This is a genomic window from Phycicoccus sonneratiae, from assembly GCF_016887965.1.
GTDB lineage: Bacteria > Actinomycetota > Actinomycetes > Actinomycetales > Dermatophilaceae > Phycicoccus > Phycicoccus sonneratiae.
Window position 1 is genome coordinate 358,146 of sequence record NZ_JAFDVD010000007.1, and the last position, 15,375, is coordinate 373,520.

Here is a 15,375-nt window from a genome sequence, read left to right on the forward strand (position 1 = left end):
GCCGGGGCCGGCCGGTCAGGCCGTCAGACGGTGCTGGGCCCGGAACGCGGTGGGCGAGATCCCCGTGCACTTGGCGAAGTGGTGGCGCAGCAGCGCCGCGGACCCGAACCCGGCGTCCCGCGCGACCTCCTCGACGGACAGGTCGCTCGCTTCGAGCAGGTGGCGCGCCCGCAGCACCCGCTGGTCGGTGACCCACTGGTGCGGCGTCGTGCCGGTCTCGGCGACGAACCGTCGGGCGAAGGTGCGCGGCGACATCGTCGCGCGCCGGGCGAGGTCGTCGACGGTGAAGGTCTGCTCGAGGTGCTCGACCATCCACTGGAGCACCGGGCCGAGGCTCTCGGCCTCGCACGTGGGCACCGGGCGCTCGACGTACTGGCGCTGGCCGCCGTCCCGGTGCGGCGGGACGACCATGCGGCGCGAGATGGTCGCGGCCACGGAGGCACCGAGCTCGGTGCGGACGAGGTGCAGGGCGGCGTCGATGCCGGCCGCGGTGCCCGCGCTCGAGATGACGTTGCCGTCGCGGACGTAGAGGACGTCGGGATCGACGCGCGCCGCGGGGTACATCGCCGCGAGCTCCTCGGCGTGCCGCCAGTGCGTCGTGCACGAGCGCCCGTCGAGCACCCCGGCCGCACCGAGGCTGAACACCCCCGAGCAGACCGACATGATCCAGGCCCCCCGGTCGTGCGCCGCCCGGATCGTGTCGAGCACCGCGGGGCTGGAGCTCCACGCCGCCGGTGAGGCGGGCACCGCGACGAGGTCGGCGTCGGCGGCCGCGTCGAGGCGGTGGGCGGCGCTCACCGAGGTCCCGTTGCGAGCGTCAAGGGGCCGGTCCTCCTCCGAGCACACCCGGTACTCGAACGCGGGCACGCCCTCGTCGGTGCGGTCGATGCCGAACACCTCGGCGAGGACGCCGTACTCGAAGAGGGCCACCGGCTCCTGGAGGATCACGGCGACGGTGCGCAGGGCCATGCCCACGAGTATGGCAGGAAATTGCCGACCAGAGACAGATCTGCCACTCGTGGCAGGATGCCGATGATCGTCAAACTGTTGCCATGACCACGACAGAGATCCTCGACACCGTCACCACCCTCGCCGTGACCGGCGCCCTCGTCGCCCCGGTCGCCTACCTCCTGGAGCGCACGCACCGCCGCGCCGCCCTCGACAACGGCGGACGCGTCGCGCACTGGCTGCGCGCCGTCGAGCACGACGCCGACGCCCGACGCACGGCCGCCGAGCTCCGCGCCCTGCCCACGCCCGGCCTCGCCCCGCGCGACCCGTCCGCCTCGCGGACCCCGCGGCCCGCCGGCCACCGACCGGTGCGGGTCAGGCCGGCGCGCTGACCTCCTCGGCCACGTGCGTCGCGGCGGTCCCGGCCCGCCACGTGCGGTACCCGCCGTCGAGGTTGCGCACCTCACGGCCGTGCTGGGCGAGCAGCCGGGCGGCGACGTAGCCACGCAGCCCGACCTCGCAGTGCACGACGAGGGGCCCGTCCGGCAGCTCGTCCATCCGGGCCCGCAGGTCGTCGACGGGGACGTTGACCCCGCCGGGGATCGGACGGGCCGCGTGCTCGGCCGGGCTGCGGACGTCGACGAGGGTGGCCCCGGCGGCGAGCGCGGCGCCCAGCTCGTGCCACTGGACGGTCTCGACGTCACCGTCGGCGACGGCCCGGTCGACCCAGCCGAGCATGTTCACCGGGTCCTTGGCGGACCCGAACTGCGGGGCGTAGGCGAGCTCGAGGTCGGCGAGCTCGCCGGCCGTCAGGCCCCCGGTCATCGCCGTGGCGATGACGTCGATCCGCTTGTCGATGCCGTCGCGGCCGACGGCCTGGGCGCCGAGGATCGCGTCGGTGTCCGGGTCGACGAGCAGCTTGAGGGCGATCGTCTCGGCGCCGGGGTAGTACCCGGCGTGCGAGCCGGGGTGCGTGTGCAGGACCCGGTGCGGGCGGCCGGCGGCGCGCAGCCGCTTCTCGTTCCACCCGACCGCTGCCGCGGCGACCCCGAAGACCCCGACGATCGCCGTGCCGAGCACCGGCCGGTCGGCGCCCGGCCGCCCGACGATGACGTCGGCGACGACCCGCCCCTGCCGGTTGGCGGTGTTGGCGAGCGGGACGAGGACCGACGAGGCGTCGAGCCCGTCGTGCTTCTCGACCGCGTCGCCGACCGCGAAGATCGCCGGGTCCGAGGTGCGCAGCTGCTCGTCGACGAGGATGCCCCCGCGTTCGCCGATGGCCAGCCCGGCCTCCTCCGCGAGCGCCCGCTCCGGGCGGACCCCGATGGCGGCCACGACGAGCCCGGCCGGCAGCGCCCGGCCGTCGGAGAGGTGGACGACGGGGACGCCGACCGCGGTGGCGACCGTCCCGTCGTCGAGCGTCGTCGCCGTGACGTGCGCCGGCTCGATGCGCTCGACCGAGGCGCCGAGGACCAGCTGCACGCCGGCGGCCCGCAGCGCGTCGTGCACCGGCTCGACCATCTCCGGGTCGAGCGGGGCCATCACCTGGTCGGTGGCCTCGACGAGCGTCACCGGGATGCCCCGGTGGACGAGGTTCTCGGCGACCTCGACCCCGATGAACCCTCCCCCGATGACGACCGCGGCCTCGACGTCGCGGGCAGCGGCGACGAGGTGGTCGAGGTCCTCGATGTCGCGCAGCGTGTGCGCCACGGACATCCCCGGGAGGTTCGGCACGACCGGCCGGGCCCCCGGCGAGAGGACGAGGGCGTCGTAGCCGAGCTCGAAGGACTCGTCGGTCGCGAGGTCGCGCACCGACACCCGCCGGTGCTCGCGGTCGATCGCGCGCACCTCGTGGTGCACGCGGACGTCGATGGCGAAGCGGGCCGCGAGCGACTCGGGCGTCTGGAGCAGCAGGGACGAGCGCTTCTCGATGACGCCGCCGAGGTGGTACGGCAGGCCGCAGTTGGCGAACGAGACGTGGCCGCTGCGCTCGAGGACGGTGATGGACGCCTCCTCGTCGAGACGGCGCAACCGGGTCGCCGCGGACATGCCACCGGCGACCCCTCCGACGACGACGATCCTTCGCATGCCGCCATCGTATACCCCCGAGGGTATCGATGCAGACCGCTCTGGCCTGCGGTCAGCCCCGCCCGATGAGCCAGCCGACGACGAGGCCGATGACGCCGACGACGACGTACGGGGCATAGGTGCGCACGAGGACCGGGAGCACCGTGGCCCCGAGGTCGAGGGCGTCGTCGTCCGAGGTCGTCGGCGCCGGTCGGGGGGTGGGTCGCGGCGTCGGTGACGGTGTGGTCGCCGGCGCTGCGGCCGCGGCGTCCTCCACCTCGGGCGCCGGCACCGTCTCGGCCGGCTCGGTGACCGAGGGCTCGGCGGCCGCCGACTCCGTGACCGCCGACTCGGTGCCGCCGTGGTCCTCCGCCGCCTCCCCCGCGTGGGCGAGCTGGCTCTCGATGCAGCCGATGAACTGGCCGAGCAGCTTGTCCGAGACGTCCTGCATGACGCCGCGGCCGAACTGCGCGGGCTTGCCGGTGACCGCGAGGTCGGTGGTGACGTCGACCTTGGTGCCCGAGCCGTCGGGCGCCAGCTGGATGGTCACCGTCGCCCCGGCAGTGCCGTTGCCCCGCTTGTCCTTGCCCTTGGCCTCGATGACCGCGTGGTGCGACGAGTCGTCACGCTCGACGAAGTGACCGGTGCCGTTGTACTGCAACGCGATCGGACCGAGCTTGACCTTCACCGTCCCCGCGAAGCCGTCCTCGGTCACCTCGGTGACCGTGGCACCCGGGAAGCACCCCCCGACCCGTTCGAGGTCCATGAAGGTGCGCCAGGTCGTGTCGACGTCGGCGGGGACGGTGAAGTCGTGCGTCAGCTGCATGCCGCGATCAGCCCTCCATGGCCTTCTGCACCGCGCGCCGGGTGAGGACGGTCGCGAGGTGCCTGCGGTAGTCGGCGTCGCCGTTGAGGTCGCTCGGGGGGTTGGTCCCCTCGGCGGCCGCGGCGCACGCGTCGGCCAGGCCAGAGGCCGAGGACCCGACGAGCGCCTGCTCGACGGCGGTCGCCCGCAGCGGGGTGGAGCCCATGTTCGTCAGACCCACCCGGGCCTCGGCGATCGAGCCGCCCTCGACCCGCACCGTCGCGGCGACCGCGACGATGGACCACTGGTGGGAGACGCGCACGAACTTCTCGTAGGCCGAGCCCCACCCGGTGTGCTTCGGGATGCGGATCTCGGTGAGGAGCTCGCCGTCGTCGACCGCGGTCTCGAAGAGGTCGCGGAAGAACTCGGCGGCCGGCACCGTGCGCTCCCCACCCGGGCCGACGACGACCATCGTCGCGTCGAGGGCGAGGACCGGGGCACCGACGTCGCCCGCCGGGTCGGCGTGCACGAGGGCGCCGCCGACGGTGCCGCGGTGGCGGATCTGCGGGTCGGCGACCGTCTCGACGGCCTTGGCCAGCAGCCCGGCGTGCTCGCGCACGAGCGCGTCGCCGACGACCTCGGCGTAGGGCGTCATCGCACCGATGGCGACGTGGTCGCCGCCGTCGCGCACGCCGCGCAGCGCCTCGATCCGGCCGAGGTCGACGACCTTCTCCGGGGCGTTGAGGCGCATCCTGAGGATGGGCAGCAGCGACTGCCCGCCCGCGAGGACCTTGGCGTCGTCGCCGGCCTCGGCGAGGGCCGCGAGGGCGTCGTCGAGGCTCGTCGGGGCCACGTAGTCGAATGCTGCGGGGATCACTGCACCACTCCGTCCGTCGTGCCGGCCGCGGGATCCTGGTTGGGGGTCCCCTCGTCGAAGTGCGCCTGCTGCGCGGGTGTCGTCGCGGCGTCCTGCGTGCCACCGCCCGACCGGATGGCCTTCCACACCCGCTCGGGGGTGCACGGCATGAGGATGTCGTCGACCCCGAACTGGCGGACCGCGTCGACGATGGCGTTGACCACCGCGGGTGTCGAGGCGATGGTGCCCGCCTCGCCGACTCCCTTGGTGCCGAGGCTGTTCGACGTCGCGGGCGAGGTCGTGTGGTCGGTGACGAAGCTGATCGTGTCGGCGGTCGTCGGGAGGGTGTAGTCGACGAACGAGCCGGACACGAGCGTGCCCTGGTCGTCGTACTCCGCGCCCTCCCAGAGCGCCTGCGCGATGCCCTGCACGAGGCCGCCGTGCACCTGGCCCTCGACGATGAGCGGGTTGATGATGTTGCCGATGTCGTCGACGCAGACGTACTTGCGCATGCGCGTGGCGCCGGTCTCGGTGTCGACCTCCATCGCGCACAGGTGGGTGCCGTGCGGGAAGGAGAAGTTCACCGGGTCGAAGGTGGCGTCGGCGTCGATGCTCGGCTCCACGCCCTCGGGGTAGTTGTGCGCCGCGAAAGTGGCGAGCGCGACGTCGCCGATGCCGATGCCCTTGTCGGTGCCCTTGACGGTGAACTGACCGGCGCTGAACTCGAGGTCGTCGACGCTGGCCTCGAGCAGGTGCGCCGCGATCGGCTTGGCCTTCTCGATGACCTTGTCGGCGGCCCGGACGAGCGCCTCGCCCCCGACGACGAGCGAGCGCGAGCCGTAGGTGTCCATGCCCTTGGGCGCGATCTGGGTGTCGCCGTGGAGGACCTCGACGCTGTCGAACGGCACACCGAGCCGGTCGGCGACGATCTGGCTCCACGCCGTCTCGTGGCCCTGGCCGTGCGCCGAGGCGCCGGTGACGACCTCGACGGTGCCGGTGGCGAGCATCCGGATGCTCGCCGACTCCCAGCCGCCCGCACCGTAGTTGAGCGAGCCGAGCACCCGGGAGGGGGCCAGGCCGCACATCTCGGTGAAGGTCGAGACGCCGATGCCGAGCTGGACCGGGTCGCCGGACTCGCGGCGCCGCTTCTGCTCCGCGCGCAGCTCGTCGTACCCGAAGAGCTCCTTGGCCCGGGCGGTGGCCGCCTCGTAGTTGCCGGAGTCGTAGGTCATCCCGGCCACGGTCGTGAACGGGAACTCGTCGTGCTTGATCCAGTTCTTCTCGCGGATCTCGAGCGGGTCGACCCCGACCTCGGCGGCGAGCTCGTCCATGAGCCGCTCGATGGCGTAGGTGGCCTCGGGCCGGCCGGCCCCGCGGTAGGCGTCGACCCACGTCTTGTTCGTGTAGTAGTTCGTCGTGTTGAACTGGTAGGCCGGGAACTTGTAGATGGCGTTGAACATCCACGCGCCGAGGACCGGGACGCCGCCGCCGACGAGCGCGGCGTAGGCGCCGAGGTCGGCGAGCAGCTCGACCTTGAGACCGGTGACCGTGCCGTCCTTCTCGGCCGTGAGCGTCAGCTTCTGCCACTGGTCGCGGCCGTGGTGCGCGGAGACCATCGTCTCGCTGCGGGTCTCGGTGTACTTGCACGGCTTGCCGAGCTTGCGGGCCACGGCGAGGGTGATGAACTCCTCGGGCGTCGACTGCAGCTTGCCGCCGAAGCCGCCGCCCACGTCCGGGGCGATGACGCGGATCTTGCTCTCCGGCAGGCCGGTCGTGGCGGCGATGCAGAACCGCAGCACGTGCGGGGCCTGGGTGGCGGTCCACATGACGACCTGCTCGCCGGTGGGGTCTACGACCGTGGAGCGCGGCTCCATGAACGCCGGGATGAGCCGCTGCTGGCGGTACTCGCGCTCGATGACGATGCCGCCCTCGCGGGCCCTGGCGATCGCCTCCTCGATGTCGCCGCCGGTGCCGCCGGCCTTGGAGTCGAGCTGCCAGAAGGCGCTCTTGTTCGTGCCGAGGTCGGGGTGCGCGAGCACCTCGTCGGTGGTCGCGGCCTTGAGGTCGAGGACCGCCGGTAGCTCCTCGTAGTCGACGTCGACGAGCTCGGCGGCGTCGCGGGCGGCGGCCGCGGTGCGGGCCACGACGACGGCGACGATCTCGCCGGCGTGGGCCACGCGCTCGAGCGGCATCGGGAGGTGGTCGGGGCTCTTCTGGTCGGGCGTGATCGGCCAGGCGGTGATGTTGACGCCCTGGATGTCCGCGATGTCGTGGCCGGTCATCACGGCGATGACGTTCGGCGCGCCCTTGGCCTCGGCGGTCTCGATGCCGTTGATCTTCGCGTGGGCGAACGGGCTGCGGACCATCGCGAGGTGGAGCATGCCCGGGAGCTGGATGTTGTCGGTCCAGCGGGTGCGGCCGGTGACGAGGCGCCGGTCCTCCTTGCGCCGGCGGGCGGTGCCGATCTCGGTGGTGGGACGGTCGTCGACGGCGGTCATCAGGCGTCGCTCCTCTCGCTGGCACCCGCGGCGGCCGCCACGGCCTTGACGATGTTGTGGTAGCCGGTGCAGCGGCAGAGGTTGCCCTCCATGCCCTGGCGGATCTCGTCTTCGGTGGGGTTCGGGTTCTCGTTCAGCAGGTCGACGGCCTGCATGATCATGCCCGGCGTGCAGTACCCGCACTGGAGCGCGTGGTTCTCGTGGAAGGCCGCCTGCATCGGGTGCAGCTCGCCGTTGGTGGCGAGGCCCTCGATGGTCGTCACCTCGCGGCCGTCGGCCTGGACGGCGAGGACGTTGCACGACTTGACGCTGCGGCCGTCGAGATGGACGGTGCACGCCCCGCAGTTGCTCGTGTCGCACCCGACGACGGTGCCCACCTTGCCGACCACCTCGCGGAGGTAGTGGACCAGCAGCATCCGGGGTTCGACCTCGTCGGTGTAGGAGGCGCCGTCGACGGTGACGGTGATCCGAGTCATCCTTGACTCCTTCACGGGGGATCGGGCTCGTGAGCGTGATCTTGCTTCACCCATCCTCTGCGGACAAGGGTTTCGGCTGAACCACCCGAACGGAGGGGCCCGCGCCCCGGCCCCGGTCTTTCCGGGCAGGAAACCGCGACGGCCGTCAGACCGGCTCGGCGGCGACGTCCGCGTGGTGGTGGATGGGGCCGCCGACGTCCTGGAGGCGCGACCCGCGTCCACCCCACTGGAGCGCGACGATCTCGGCGGCGATGGAGACGGCCGTCTCCTCCGGCGTGCGCGCCCCGAGGTCGAGCCCGATGGGGCTGGACAGCCGCTCCAGCTCGGCGTCGGTCATCCCCGCCTCGCGCAGCCGCTCGAGCCGGTCCTCGTGGGTGCGCCGGCTGCCCATCGCCCCGACGTAGGCGACGTCGGTCATCCGCAGGGCCACCTCGAGCACCGGCACGTCGAACTTCGGGTCGTGCGTGAGGACGCAGACGACGGTGCGCCCGTCGACCCGGCCCTCCTCGACCTCGGCGGCGAGGTACTTGTGCGGCCACTCGACGACGACCTCGTCGGCGGCGGGGAAGCGGCTGTTCGTCGCGAAGACGGGGCGGGCGTCGCACACCGTCACCCGGTAGCCGAGGAAGGAACCGACGTGCGCGACGGCGGCGGCGAAGTCGATGGCGCCGAAGACGAGCATCCGCGGGCGCGGCGCGAAGGCGTTGACGAACACCCGCATCCCCTCGCCGCGGCGCTCGCCGTCCGGGCCGTAGGTGAGGGTCTCGGTGCGGCCGGCCGCGAGGAGGCCGCGGGCGTCGTCGGTGACGGCGCCGTCGGCCCGGGGCGAGCCGAGGCTGCCGGACACGGCGTCGGCGGCGTCCTCGGGGCGCACGACGAGGCGGCGGCCGAGCCAGGCGGGGTCCGGGTGGTCGATGACGGTGGCGACGGCGACCGGGCGGCCGTCGGCGACGTCGTCGGCGACCGCGCCGAGCTCGGGGAAGGTCTCCTGCGACACCGGCTCGACGAAGACGTCGAGGATGCCGCCGCAGGTGAGCCCCACGGCGAACGCGTCGTCGTCGGACACCCCGTACCGCTGGAGCACCGGCGAGCCGTCGCCGACGACCTCCTGCGAGAGCTCGTAGACGGCGCCCTCGACGCAGCCGCCCGACACCGACCCCACGGCCTCGCCGCCGGGACCGACGAGCATCGAGGCGCCGGCCGGTCGTGGCGCGGAGCGGAAGGTCGCGACGACGGTGCCGACGCCGACCGTCTCGCCGGCGCGCCACCACCCCACCAGCTGGTCCAGGACGTCACGCACGCGCGACCACCTCCACGAGTTCCTCGAACGCCGCCATCGAGTGCCCGGCGACGAAGTCGTCGACGTGCGGCAGCACCGCCATGATGCCCCCCTGCACGGGCTCGTAGCCCGCCCTGCCCCGGTGCGGGTTGACCCAGACGACCCGGTGGGCGACCGCGCGCAGCCGGCGCACCTGCTCGCCGAGCGCCTCGGGGGCCTCCCGCTCCCACCCGTCGCTGAAAACGACGGCGACCGCGCCCCGGGCCATCCCGCGACGACCCCAGCGGTCGAGGAAGACCTTGAGCCCCTCGGCGAGCCGGGTGCCGCCGGACCAGTCGGGGATCGCCTCGCCGGCCGCGACGATCGCGCGGTCGGGGTCGCGCTGGTGCAGCGGCCGGGTGACGTGGGTGAGGCGCGTGCCCAGGGTGAACACCTCGGTGGGGACCCCCGCGGCGCAGTAGGTGTGGCACAACCGGATCAGCGAGTCGGCGTAGGCGCTCATCGACCCGGACACGTCGACGAGGAGCACGACCCGGCGGGGCCGGCTGCCCCGGTGCCGCCACGCGACCTCGCCCGGCTCGCCCATCCGCCGCAGCATCGCCCGCAGCGTGCGGTGGGCGTCGACCGTGCCGCGGGGGGATGCCTCCCAGCGGTGCGCCCGCCGCATCGGGGCGCGCGGGCGCAGGCGTCCGAAGAGGCGGGCCAGCTCCTCGCGCTCGCGGCGGGTCAAGGTGGCGACGTCGCGGTGCCGCAGGACCTCGGTGGCCGAGGCCCGGGCACGGACGTCCTCGGGGTCCCCCTCCTCCCCCGCGGTGCCACCCTCGGCCTCGAGCGAGGCCTGCGGGGTGACCCGGGGCAGCGGGTCGCGGGCCTTGGTGCCGGCGCGGGTGCCGCCGAACCACTCCGCGAAGACGAGGTCGTGGCGCTCGAGGTCGGCCGGCGACGCGCAGAGGGTGGCCCGGCCCGCGTGGTAGACCGCGACCGCGTCGTCGAGCCCGACCGCGGCGACCGCCTCGAGGTAGGTGCGCTCGCGGTCGGCCGTCACGTGCACGCCGGCGGCGCGCAGGGTCCGGGCGAACCCGAGGAGGACCTCCTCCGGCGGGCGGACGTGCTCGGCGGCGTCGAGGCGGTGCTGGACGGTGCTCACGGTCGCGTCCGGGTCAGGGGGTGAGCATGACGTCGAGGGCGCGCTTGACCCGCTCGGCGTCCTCGCGGTACTTGACGGCGACACCGAGCGTGGCCGCCGCGGTCTCGGTGTCGAGGGTGCGGGTGCCGAGCTCGTGGAGGGCCCGCGCCCAGTCGAGCGTCTCGGCGACGCCGGGGGGCTTGAGCATCTCGCGGTCCTCACGGATGGCGTGGACCGCGCGGACGACCTGCGCCGCAAGCGCTTCCGGCACCTCGGGGGCACGGGTGCGGACGATGGCCAGCTCGCGGTCGATGCCGGGGTGCTCGAGCCAGTGGTAGAGGCAGCGCCGCTTGAGGGCGTCGTGCAGCTCGCGGGTGCGGTTGGAGGTGAGGACGACGACCGGCGGGGTCGCGGCCTGCACCGGCCCGAGCTCGGGGATGGTCACCTGCCAGGTCGAGAGCACCTCGAGGAGGAAGGCCTCGAACTCGTCGTCGGCGCGGTCGACCTCGTCGACGAGGAGCACGGCGGGCGCCTCGCGCAGCGCCCGCAGCACCGGGCGGGAGAGGAGGAAGCGCTCGTCGAAGAGGTCGGCCTCGAGCTCGCGGACGTCGCGCGCGCCGCCCTCGACGGCCTCGAGTGCGCGGACGTGGAGGATCTGGCGGGGGAAGTCCCAGTCGTAGAGCGCCTGGCTCGCGTCGATGCCCTCGTAGCACTGGAGCCGGATGAGCGGCAGGTCCATCGTCTCGGCGAGCGCCTCGGCGAGGGCGGTCTTCCCGGTGCCGGGCTCGCCCTCCATGAGCAGCGGGCGGCCGAGGCGCAGGGACAGCCACGTGACCGTCGCGAGGGCGTCGTCGGTGAGGTAGCCGGCCCCGCCGAGGGCGCTCGCGAGGTCGGCGGCCGAGTCGAACGTCGTCCGGGGGTCCATGGCGACAGCATCACCCACGACGGGCCGCTGTGGAAGGACGACGGTCACACGAGCGCGGCGACGGCGAGGGCGAGCTCGCCGACGCCGATGGCCATGACGACGACCGCGACGGCGGCGACGACCCGGCCGTCGCGCAGCACCCAGAACCGTGGGTCGTCGGGATGGGCGACGCCGATGCGCCTCTGCCGCAACGTGTCCGCGACCACGTAGGTGGCGAGGGCGGCGACGAGGACGGTCGGCAGGGCGACCGACGGCCCGAGGGTCGGCAGGGCCAGCCGGCCGACCGTGAAGGCGGCGACGACGAGCGCGAGCCCGGTGCGGCGCCACGCGAGGGTCGTGCGCTCCTGCTGGGCGCCGGGGTCGCGGACGACGTGCTCGCTCATCCGGCGCCCCTCGTGAGGCTCGCGACGGCGAGCGCGAGCCCGGTGACTCCGAGCGCCACGAGGACGACGACCATCGCCGGGTTGCCGGGCAGCGGCCGCCCCTCGCGCATCGCCCGCTCGACGCGCGCCCAGCTCCACCAGGCCGCTCCGGCGACGAGCGTGCCGGCCACGGCGAGCAGGGCGGCGAGGAGGGCCTGGAGGGTGTCGGGCAGCGGCAGGTCGAGGGCGTCGAGCGCGGCGGCGCCCGCGAGCAGGGCCAGCCCGGTGCGCGCCCAGGCGAGGAACGTGCGTTCGTTGGCGAGCGAGAAGCGGGGGTCGGGGTCGGTGCCGTGGTCGTAGACGCGCCGGGGCCAGCGTCGCGGGGTGGGTGGCTCGGTCACGGGGTCGCCCCCGGGGCGAGGTCGTCCGGGGTGTCGGCGTCGCGGCCGTGCGCGAGGTCGCCGCACTCGACGGGCGTGGGCGGGTGCGCGGCGAGGTGGTCGCGGGCCCCGCGGTCACCGCGCGCGGTGCGGGCGACCTCGGCCCAGTGGTCGCGGCCGAGGAGGACGGGGTGGCCGGCGGTCCCGGCGTAGGTCGCCCGGGCGAGGACGCTGCGGCCCGCGCCGCGGCCGGCCGAGAGGACACGGCGGTAGACGCGGGTGCCGACGTCGGGCAGGTCGACGAGGGTGACGAGCGCGGCCTCGACGTCGTCGGCGGTGGTCTCGTCGAGGTGGGCGAGGCCGGCGCGCAGCGAGGCGCCCATCCCCTCCTCCCAGTCCGGGGCGAGGACCGGCTCCGCGTGGACGGACAGCACGAGCGGGGTGCTCTCGCCGGCAGCGGCGCCGAGGACGACGACGACGCGCTCGAGGCCGGCGTGCTGGAGCCGGTCGACGGTCGTCTCGAGGAGGGTCGGACCGGTGGGGTCGGGACGCACCAGGGCCTTGGGTCCGCCCATCCGGCGCCCGGCGCCGGCGGCGAGGAGGAGTCCGACGGTGCTCACGGCTCCACCCTGCCATGCGGACGCGTTCCGTCCGCACCGGCCGTTAGCGTCGTCCGCATGGTCATCGAGCTCTCCCGCCGGGACGCCCGCCGGGTCGCCGTCCGCGCCCAGCTGCTCACCGCCGACCGCCCGTCCGACCCGCTCGAGGTCGTCCGGCACCTCGGCCTGCTCCAGATGGACCTCACGGCGCACGTCGCGCCGAACGCCGACCTCGTGCTGTGGAGCCGGCTGGGGTCGGCGTACTCCCCCGACGCGCTCGACGACCTCCTCGAGTCGCGGTCCCTCGTCGAGCACGTCGGGTACCTCCGGCCGGCCGAGGACCTCGCGCTGTTCCGCGCGGAGATGGACGCCTGGCCGGGGGTCGAGCCGCTCAGCGACTGGCGGCGCGAGATCGAGGCCTGGGTCGAGCAGAACCGGGCCTGCCGCGACGACATCCTCACCCGGCTCCGGTCCGAAGGTCCGCTGCCGGCCCGCGAGATCCCGGACACCTGCGTCGTGCCGTGGCGGTCATCCGGGTGGACGAACAGCAAGAACGTGCAGCGGATGCTCGACATGATGGAGCAGCGCGGCGAGGTGGCGGTGTCCGCGCGGGAGAACCGCGAACGCACGTGGGACCTCGCCTCGCGGGTGTACCCGGACGGGCCGACGGTGCCGTACGACGAGGCCGAGACCGAGCGGGACCGGCGCCGGCTCGTGGGCCTCGGCATCGCCCGGGCCCGCGTGACCTTCCCCCCGGGCGAACCGAACCACGTCGGGGCGGCCGGGGTCGAGGCCGTCGTCGAGGGGGTGCGCGGGCGGTGGCGGGTCGACCCGGAGTACCTCGAGGGCGGGTTCACCGGGCGGACCGCCCTGCTCTCACCGCTCGACCGGCTGGTCTTCGACCGCAAGCGGATGGCCGAGCTCTTCGAGTTCGACTACCAGCTCGAGATGTACAAGCCGGCCGCCAAGCGACGCTGGGGCTACTTCGCCCTGCCGGTCCTGCACGGCGACCGGCTCGTCGGCAAGGTCGACGCGCACGCCGACCACGACGCCGGGCTGCTCCGGGTGCACGCCGTCCACTGGGACGACGAGCCGCCGAAGGCCGCCGTCGCCGGCGTCGAGCGCGAGCTGCGGTCCCTGGCGCGCCTGCTCGGCATCGAGGTGCACCACGACACCTGAACCGTGGCGCGGGGGCGGCCTTGGTGGGATGCTCGTGGAGAGGTCACGAGCTCCCGAGGGGACGAGATGCGCACTGTTCTGTCGTCGGTCCGGTCAGGGCTGCGCCGGGTCGGCGACCTGATGAACCGGCTCGTGGCCGACCGCCCTGCGTCCCGACGTCCGCCCGGTGGCAACTACATCCCGAACAGCAACGGGGAGGGCGGGCGCGTCATCTCGAGCGGTCACCCCGGCGGTCACTGACCCCGCGGCCCGCGAGGACGGATCACCCTCTCGCACCCATGCCTGCCTGGGTGGGGTCCGGGCGGTCGACGAGCGCGACCAGCTTCCTCGGCGCCAGCACGCAGTACGACTCGACGACGAGCTCGGCGACCTCGTCCCAGTCGGTGGCGGCGTCGAGCGCGAGACCCATCGCGTTGCGGCCCCAGCCGAGGACGTAGAAAGGCGGGCCGGCGTGCCGGAGCGCCTCGAGCTCCTCGCCTGCGGCGCGGAAGGTCATGACGACCTGGGGGCCGTCGACGGGGTCGTCGACCCCGAGGACGTGCACGAAGGTCCGCGTTCGCACCCGCCAGCGGGTGCCGACCCAGGCGTGCTCCTCGTAGGCGTCCGGGAGGGCGAGGCACAGCCGGCGCAGGGCCCGCTCGATGTCGGCGGGGACGTCGTCGGTGAGGCGGCGGACGGGCGCGGTGGCCATCGGCGCAGGCTACGCCGCCGCACCGACGGCCGCAGCGCCCTCACCTTCACCATCGGATGGGGATGAGCCCCCTATCGTCGGTCCATGACCACTCGACTGAACCCCTACCTGAGCTTCGCGGGTGATGCCTCGGCCGCCCTGGCGTTCTACCAGGAGGTGTTCGGCGGAGACCTCACGATCAACCACTTCGGCGACTTCGGCACCGACGACCACGGCATCGGCGACCAGGTCATGCACGGCCGGCTGGACACAGCGTCTGGTCTCACGCTGATGGCCGCCGACCTGCTGCCGGGCGAGACGGTGCGGCCCGGGAACAACCTCGCGGTCAGCCTCGGCGGGGACGACACCGAGGAAATGCGCGGCTACTGGCAGGCGCTGTCGGATGGCGGGACCGTGATGGTCGAGCTGGCCACCCAGCCGTGGGGCGACGAGTTCGGGATGTGCGTCGACCGGTTCGGGACCTCGTGGCTGGTCAACATCGCCGGGGCCGGCTGACCCACCCCCGATCCGCGCTGCGCCCGGTCGGTCAGGCGGTCCCTCGGTACCGCAGGTCGGCGACGCTGCGCGGCCGGCGGCCGTCCCCGTGCGCTCGAACCTCGTCGCCGGCCGCTCGGCCCAGCGATCGACCACGCTGAGGCGGCCACGCAGATGTGCGGTCATCGGCACGACCAGCGGTATGAGCGGGTGGTCAGCCGCGTTCGCGCCCCGGCAGCGGAGCCCCCGCTAGAAACGCCTCGTAGGCACTTCGGGCGTCATCGTCGATGGTCGGTCTGATGCTGCTGTACCTGGTGTCCTGACGGTCCCGGTGGGGGCCCGATATCCAGTACTCCTCGTCGGTCTCCACGTCATAGAAGTTCGCGTCGAACATGCCAGTCCAGCGGTGAAGGGTCTTCCCGTGCCAACGCGCCGTCTTCCAGGAGCGGTTGAACGACACGACGCTGATCCACGCCGGGCCCGTGTCGATGTCGTGGCCCGTCTTCAGCTGAACGAACATCACGCGGTCAGGCATCTGCACAGGATCTCCTGCTCAAGGCGGCAGCGCACCGCAGTTCACGCACCGCGGCATAGGAAGACGTTGAGCGTCTTCGGTCTGGCGTGGGGAACGTCCTCCTGATGCGCTTGACGGGCTTGGTGTCCCAAAGAGCAGAAGGAGGACGTTCATGAGCAACGGTAGTGGTGTCTCC

The 15,375-nt window shown here is 73.7% G+C and carries 18 protein-coding genes; 4 read left to right on the plus strand and 14 right to left on the minus strand.

Going from position 1 to position 15,375, the window contains the following annotated elements:
• Window positions 1-15: 15 nt before the first annotated feature.
• A complete protein-coding gene (locus tag JQN70_RS07210) occupies window positions 16-969 on the minus strand; it encodes a GlxA family transcriptional regulator (protein ID WP_204130629.1) in 954 nt (317 codons plus the stop codon).
• A gap of 83 nt (window positions 970-1,052) precedes the next feature.
• Between JQN70_RS07210 and JQN70_RS07215 the strand changes: the two genes are divergently transcribed.
• Entirely contained in the window at window positions 1,053-1,340 is a 288-nt protein-coding gene (locus JQN70_RS07215) for a hypothetical protein (protein WP_204130630.1), read from the plus strand.
• Here the strand turns inward: JQN70_RS07215 and JQN70_RS07220 are convergent.
• From JQN70_RS07220 to JQN70_RS07270, 11 genes are all read right to left on the minus strand, one after another.
• Window positions 1,324-3,036 (minus strand): FAD-dependent oxidoreductase, encoded by a 1,713-nt coding sequence (locus JQN70_RS07220; RefSeq protein ID WP_204130631.1) that lies wholly within the window; start codon window positions 3,034-3,036, stop codon window positions 1,324-1,326. The genes JQN70_RS07215 and JQN70_RS07220 overlap by 17 nt on opposite strands.
• A 52-nt stretch (window positions 3,037-3,088) precedes the next feature.
• Window positions 3,089-3,841 (minus strand): SRPBCC family protein, encoded by a 753-nt coding sequence (locus JQN70_RS07225; RefSeq protein ID WP_204130632.1) that lies wholly within the window; start codon window positions 3,839-3,841, stop codon window positions 3,089-3,091.
• A gap of 7 nt (window positions 3,842-3,848) precedes the next feature.
• Window positions 3,849-4,697: an FAD binding domain-containing protein gene (locus JQN70_RS07230; RefSeq protein ID WP_204130633.1), complete on the minus strand. Its 849-nt coding sequence runs from the start codon at window positions 4,695-4,697 to the stop codon at window positions 3,849-3,851.
• Entirely contained in the window at window positions 4,694-7,174 is a 2,481-nt protein-coding gene (locus JQN70_RS07235; RefSeq protein WP_204130634.1) for a xanthine dehydrogenase family protein molybdopterin-binding subunit, read from the minus strand. Before JQN70_RS07235 ends, JQN70_RS07230 begins: the two co-directional genes overlap by 4 nt.
• Entirely contained in the window at window positions 7,174-7,650 is a 477-nt protein-coding gene (locus JQN70_RS07240; protein WP_204130635.1) for a (2Fe-2S)-binding protein, read from the minus strand. The genes JQN70_RS07235 and JQN70_RS07240 overlap by 1 nt, the downstream gene beginning before the upstream one ends.
• 145 nt (window positions 7,651-7,795) lie before the next feature.
• Window positions 7,796-8,950: an XdhC family protein gene (locus JQN70_RS07245; protein ID WP_204130636.1), complete on the minus strand. Its 1,155-nt coding sequence runs from the start codon at window positions 8,948-8,950 to the stop codon at window positions 7,796-7,798.
• Window positions 8,943-10,076 carry a vWA domain-containing protein gene (locus tag JQN70_RS07250; RefSeq protein ID WP_204130637.1) on the minus strand — a complete coding sequence of 378 codons (1,134 nt, stop codon included), beginning with the start codon at window positions 10,074-10,076 and terminating at the stop codon, window positions 8,943-8,945. The genes JQN70_RS07245 and JQN70_RS07250 overlap by 8 nt, the downstream gene beginning before the upstream one ends.
• Before the next feature lie 13 nt (window positions 10,077-10,089).
• The gene (locus JQN70_RS07255) at window positions 10,090-10,980 is read right to left on the minus strand and encodes an AAA family ATPase (protein WP_204130638.1); all 891 of its coding nucleotides are present in this window, start codon (window positions 10,978-10,980) and stop codon (window positions 10,090-10,092) included.
• A gap of 44 nt (window positions 10,981-11,024) precedes the next feature.
• On the minus strand, window positions 11,025-11,363 hold the full coding sequence (locus JQN70_RS07260; RefSeq protein WP_204130639.1) for a DUF202 domain-containing protein: 339 nt from the start codon (window positions 11,361-11,363) through the stop codon (window positions 11,025-11,027).
• On the minus strand, window positions 11,360-11,743 hold the full coding sequence (locus tag JQN70_RS07265) for a YidH family protein (protein ID WP_204130640.1): 384 nt from the start codon (window positions 11,741-11,743) through the stop codon (window positions 11,360-11,362). The genes JQN70_RS07260 and JQN70_RS07265 overlap by 4 nt, the downstream gene beginning before the upstream one ends.
• On the minus strand, window positions 11,740-12,342 hold the full coding sequence (locus JQN70_RS07270) for a nucleotidyltransferase family protein (protein WP_307835853.1): 603 nt from the start codon (window positions 12,340-12,342) through the stop codon (window positions 11,740-11,742). The genes JQN70_RS07265 and JQN70_RS07270 overlap by 4 nt, the downstream gene beginning before the upstream one ends.
• A gap of 57 nt (window positions 12,343-12,399) precedes the next feature.
• Between JQN70_RS07270 and JQN70_RS07275 the strand changes: the two genes are divergently transcribed.
• Both JQN70_RS07275 and JQN70_RS07280 read left to right on the plus strand, forming a co-directional pair.
• Complete coding sequence (locus tag JQN70_RS07275) at window positions 12,400-13,500, plus strand: DNA glycosylase AlkZ-like family protein (protein ID WP_204130641.1); 1,101 nt, start codon at window positions 12,400-12,402, stop codon at window positions 13,498-13,500.
• Between the two features lie 66 nt (window positions 13,501-13,566).
• Complete coding sequence (locus tag JQN70_RS07280) at window positions 13,567-13,740, plus strand: hypothetical protein (RefSeq protein WP_204130642.1); 174 nt, start codon at window positions 13,567-13,569, stop codon at window positions 13,738-13,740.
• A gap of 22 nt (window positions 13,741-13,762) precedes the next feature.
• Here the strand turns inward: JQN70_RS07280 and JQN70_RS07285 are convergent, their stop codons facing one another.
• Window positions 13,763-14,191 carry an MmcQ/YjbR family DNA-binding protein gene (locus tag JQN70_RS07285; RefSeq protein WP_204130643.1) on the minus strand — a complete coding sequence of 143 codons (429 nt, stop codon included), beginning with the start codon at window positions 14,189-14,191 and terminating at the stop codon, window positions 13,763-13,765.
• 84 nt (window positions 14,192-14,275) lie between these two features.
• Between JQN70_RS07285 and JQN70_RS07290 the strand changes: the two genes are divergently transcribed.
• Entirely contained in the window at window positions 14,276-14,686 is a 411-nt protein-coding gene (locus JQN70_RS07290; RefSeq protein WP_204130644.1) for a VOC family protein, read from the plus strand.
• Between the two features lie 193 nt (window positions 14,687-14,879).
• Here JQN70_RS07290 and JQN70_RS07295 read toward each other — a convergent pair whose 3' ends face one another.
• Window positions 14,880-15,200 carry a hypothetical protein gene (locus JQN70_RS07295; RefSeq protein ID WP_239110880.1) on the minus strand — a complete coding sequence of 107 codons (321 nt, stop codon included), beginning with the start codon at window positions 15,198-15,200 and terminating at the stop codon, window positions 14,880-14,882.
• Window positions 15,201-15,375 lie beyond the last annotated feature (175 nt).

Bases quoted from the DNA above. Each gene is read 5' to 3' on its own strand.
- JQN70_RS07225 (WP_204130632.1), bottom strand. From the start codon at position 3,841: ATGCAGCTGACGCACGACTTCACCGTCCCCGCCGACGTCGACACGACC.
- JQN70_RS07240 (WP_204130635.1), bottom strand. From the start codon at position 7,650: ATGACTCGGATCACCGTCACCGTCGACGGCGCCTCCTACACCGACGAG.
- JQN70_RS07235 (WP_204130634.1), bottom strand. From the start codon at position 7,174: ATGACCGCCGTCGACGACCGTCCCACCACCGAGATCGGCACCGCCCGC.
- JQN70_RS07275 (WP_204130641.1), top strand. From the start codon at position 12,400: ATGGTCATCGAGCTCTCCCGCCGGGACGCCCGCCGGGTCGCCGTCCGC.
- JQN70_RS07285 (WP_204130643.1), bottom strand. From the start codon at position 14,191: ATGGCCACCGCGCCCGTCCGCCGCCTCACCGACGACGTCCCCGCCGAC.
- JQN70_RS07210 (WP_204130629.1), bottom strand. From the start codon at position 969: ATGGCCCTGCGCACCGTCGCCGTGATCCTCCAGGAGCCGGTGGCCCTC.
- JQN70_RS07215 (WP_204130630.1), top strand. From the start codon at position 1,053: ATGACCACGACAGAGATCCTCGACACCGTCACCACCCTCGCCGTGACC.
- JQN70_RS07290 (WP_204130644.1), top strand. From the start codon at position 14,276: ATGACCACTCGACTGAACCCCTACCTGAGCTTCGCGGGTGATGCCTCG.
- JQN70_RS07295 (WP_239110880.1), bottom strand. From the start codon at position 15,200: ATGCCTGACCGCGTGATGTTCGTTCAGCTGAAGACGGGCCACGACATC.
- JQN70_RS07260 (WP_204130639.1), bottom strand. From the start codon at position 11,363: ATGAGCGAGCACGTCGTCCGCGACCCCGGCGCCCAGCAGGAGCGCACG.
- JQN70_RS07280 (WP_204130642.1), top strand. From the start codon at position 13,567: ATGCGCACTGTTCTGTCGTCGGTCCGGTCAGGGCTGCGCCGGGTCGGC.
- JQN70_RS07220 (WP_204130631.1), bottom strand. From the start codon at position 3,036: ATGCGAAGGATCGTCGTCGTCGGAGGGGTCGCCGGTGGCATGTCCGCG.
- JQN70_RS07255 (WP_204130638.1), bottom strand. From the start codon at position 10,980: ATGGACCCCCGGACGACGTTCGACTCGGCCGCCGACCTCGCGAGCGCC.